Annotated in this window: 3 protein-coding genes and 1 pseudogene; all 4 read left to right on the top strand. The window is 46.6% G+C overall.

The window, feature by feature from the left end; all coding sequences use genetic code 11:
- A partial coding sequence (locus Q0095_RS02710; RefSeq protein ID WP_297881122.1) for a proton-conducting transporter membrane subunit occupies positions 1–510 on the top strand: 510 nt, incomplete at its 5' end.
- A gap of 2 nt (positions 511–512) precedes the next feature.
- Positions 513–2,249 carry a hydrogenase large subunit gene (locus Q0095_RS02705; protein ID WP_297881120.1) on the top strand — a complete coding sequence of 579 codons (1,737 nt, stop codon included), beginning with the start codon at positions 513–515 and terminating at the stop codon, positions 2,247–2,249.
- On the top strand, positions 2,246–2,785 hold the full coding sequence (locus Q0095_RS02700; protein WP_177386902.1) for a formate hydrogenlyase complex iron-sulfur subunit: 540 nt from the start codon (positions 2,246–2,248) through the stop codon (positions 2,783–2,785). Before Q0095_RS02705 ends, Q0095_RS02700 begins: the two co-directional genes overlap by 4 nt.
- Positions 2,782–3,163: pseudogene (locus tag Q0095_RS02695) on the top strand (hydrogenase); the annotation flags it as partial. The gene Q0095_RS02700 and the pseudogene Q0095_RS02695, both read left to right, overlap by 4 nt.

The following is a 3,163-nucleotide window of genomic DNA, read 5'->3' as shown; positions in this document are numbered from 1 at the left end:
GGTATCGGCGGATATTTTGGCTTGCTTGCCGCGATCTTTCACTGCTTAGCTCACAGCTTTACCAAGGCTCTTGCATTCTGCTCTACTGGCAATATTGCTAGAATTTATGGTCACAAAGATATGACTAGAATGGGCGGTATGGTAAAAATCGCTCCGCTTACTACGATAATGTTTGGTGCTGCGGTCTGCTCGCTCGTAGGTGTTCCTGCGTTTGCGATATTCGTGAGCGAATTTAACGTTTTCAAAGGCGCGATAGCCAGCGGTCAATACATAGCCGTAGCATTATTTGCGATCGCGCTCGTAATTATTTTCATCGCGGACTTCGCGCACTTTAATCTAGCGAGCTTCGGTACGCCTAAAGGTGAAGTGGTTTATGCTAAAGAGATGAGCTTGTTTGAAAATTTACCGCTAATCTTGCTTTGCGCTTTAGTGATAATTTTCGGCGTATGGCACGTAGGTGATTTTTGGATGCTCGTCGAAAACGGCGTTAGAATAATGATGAGAGGTTAAAAATGAGAGGCGATAAATTTATAGAAATTTTAAAGACCAAAGTCAAGGTCTTAGAAGTTACCCGCCAAGCCGAGGATCAAATCACCGTTTTAGTGGATAGAAATGATCTGCCGCTTGCGGTTAAGACACTATATTATGACATCGGCGGTTTTATCAGCACGATGATCCCTAACGATGAGCGCGAGCTAAACGGAAATTTCGCACTTTACTATGCGATATCTATGGAAGGTGGCAAGATGACCGAAGCGGAGGATTTTGCCGCAGAGGATAAATGCTTCATCACCGTTAGGACGCTAATTCCCGGATCGGATCCTACATTCCCGTCAGTTACTCCTTTAGTGCCTGCTTGCGTATGGTACGAAAGAGAAGCTTTCGACATGTTCGGCTTAATCGCCGAAGGCTTGCCTGATAAACGTCGTTTGGTATTAAGCGACGATTGGCCGGATGGGCTTCATCCACTTCGCAAAGACGCAATGGACTATCGCTATAGGCCCGATCCTGTAGATCATAAAGACGAGCCCAATGCAGAGTTTTTATTTCCTAGCGGCGACGGCGTAGTAGATGTTCCACTTGGACCTCTTCACGTAACGAGCGATGAGCCGGGACACTTTAGACTATTTTGCGACGGCGATGAGATTATCGATGCAGACTACCGCTTGTTTTATCAACACCGCGGTATGGAGAAGCTAGCTGAAAACCGAATGAATTACGATCAGATGGGCTACCTTGCAGAGCGCGTCTGCGGAATTTGCGGCTACGCTCACGCGATTGCGTGTATTGAAGCAGCAGAGAAAGCTATCAAGCTTGAAATTCCGCTTCGTGCGCAAGCTATCCGCGTCATCTGCCTTGAGATCGAGCGCCTTCACAGCCATCTTTTAAATATCGGTCTAGCCTGCGAGGTAACAGGTAACTACAACGCCTTTATGCATATCTTTAGGGTGCGCGAGTATTCTATGGAGCTAGCTCAGCTAGTAACCGGCGGCCGCAAGACCTACGGCAATGTAATTATGGGCGGACTTCGCCGCGATATGACCGACAATGAAATTCGCAAGAGTATCGAGATCATCAATAAACTTGATGTTCAAATTTCTGAAATTTGGGACGCCGTTATGGAAGATAAACGCCAAATCGGTCGCTGGAAAGGCGTGGGCATATTAGATCGCAAAGTGGCGCGTGATTTCAGCCCGGTAGGTCCAAATATGAGAGCTTCCGGTTTTAAACGCGACAACCGCTACGATCATCCTTACGATTTCTTTAACAAGATAGAATTCGAAGTAGCCGTAGAGCACGGTGGCGATGTATTCAGCCGCGAAGTCGTAAGGTATAAAGAGCTCAAACAATCGATCCACATCATCAGGCAGTGCTTGCATCAAATGCCGCAAACTCCGATAATGATCGATCCACAGACTATGATCAGACCGGAAAACTACGCTTTAGGTCACGACGAAGCGCCGCGAGGCGAAAATGTCCACTGGATCATGCAAGGAAACGCTCAGAAGGTTTACCGCTGGAGATGTCGCGCCGCTACGTATAACAACTGGCCGAGCTTGCGATTTCAATTCCGCGGAAATAACATCTCCGATGCGGCGCTAATCGTATGCTCGATGGATCCGTGCTACTCATGCACCGAGCGTGTAACTTTAGTCGATATTAATAGCGGAAAGAGTAAAATTCTAACCGAAAAAGACCTTAAGAAATTTTGCCAAACGGGCAAAATTAGCAAAAAGGATTTAAGATGATGAAATTATTCGACATTACCGAAAAATATGGTAAGGCGACCTATGCTTATCCGTTTGAGCCATACATCGTGCCCGAGAATTTTCGCGGGCAGCCTGAATACACCTATGAGCTTTGCATAGGCTGTGCTGCATGCGGAATCGCCTGCCCATCTAATGCGATTGAGCTTAAGATGAACGAAGCCCAAACTAAATTAATTTGGGAATTTGACTGTGGGCGCTGCATATTTTGCGGTCGCTGCGACGAGGTATGCCCTACGGGAGCGGTAAGGCTAGGCAATAGCTTTGAGCTAGCGGTAAAATTTGATAAAAGCGCGCTTATCCAACACGGCGAGCTTGAGATGGAGAAATGCAGCTGCTGCGGCAAGCCGATGACCCCAAAAAGGCTCATCAATTACACGCTAGAAAAGTTAAGTACTGCAAATTTGCTCCCAGGCAGATTAGAAGAAGCTAAAAAATATCTCTATATCTGTCCTGAATGCAAAAAAGCTCAAGCGGTCGAAAGAGTGACCAAAGGTATAGAGGAGGCAATAAAATGAGTTTGTATCAAGTCCCCGAAAATATTAAAAACGCAAACGATCTAACCGCAAAATTGGAGCTTTTGAAAAATATCAAACGAAGCTTCAGCGTTTATCGTATCGACTGCGGAAGTTGCAACGGCTGTGAAATCGAAATTTTTGCTTCTATCACGCCGATGTGGGATCCGGAGCGCTTTGGTTTTAAACTCGTAGCCAACCCTCGCCACGCAGATATCTTAGTCTGCACCGGTCCGGTTACTCGCCAGATGTATTATCCACTGCTTCGCGCTTATGAGGCTGCACCTGATCCAAAGATCGTAGTGGCTCTGGGAGCCTGCGGAAGCACTGGCGGAATTTTTCATGACGCATATAGCGTCTGGAGTGGTATCGATAAGATTG

The organism is uncultured Campylobacter sp., assembly GCF_938045535.1.
In the GTDB taxonomy this organism is placed as follows: Bacteria; Campylobacterota; Campylobacteria; order Campylobacterales; family Campylobacteraceae; genus Campylobacter_B.
Note: the sequence above shows the minus strand (reverse complement) of the source record. Positions and strands in the feature narration are given on the sequence as shown.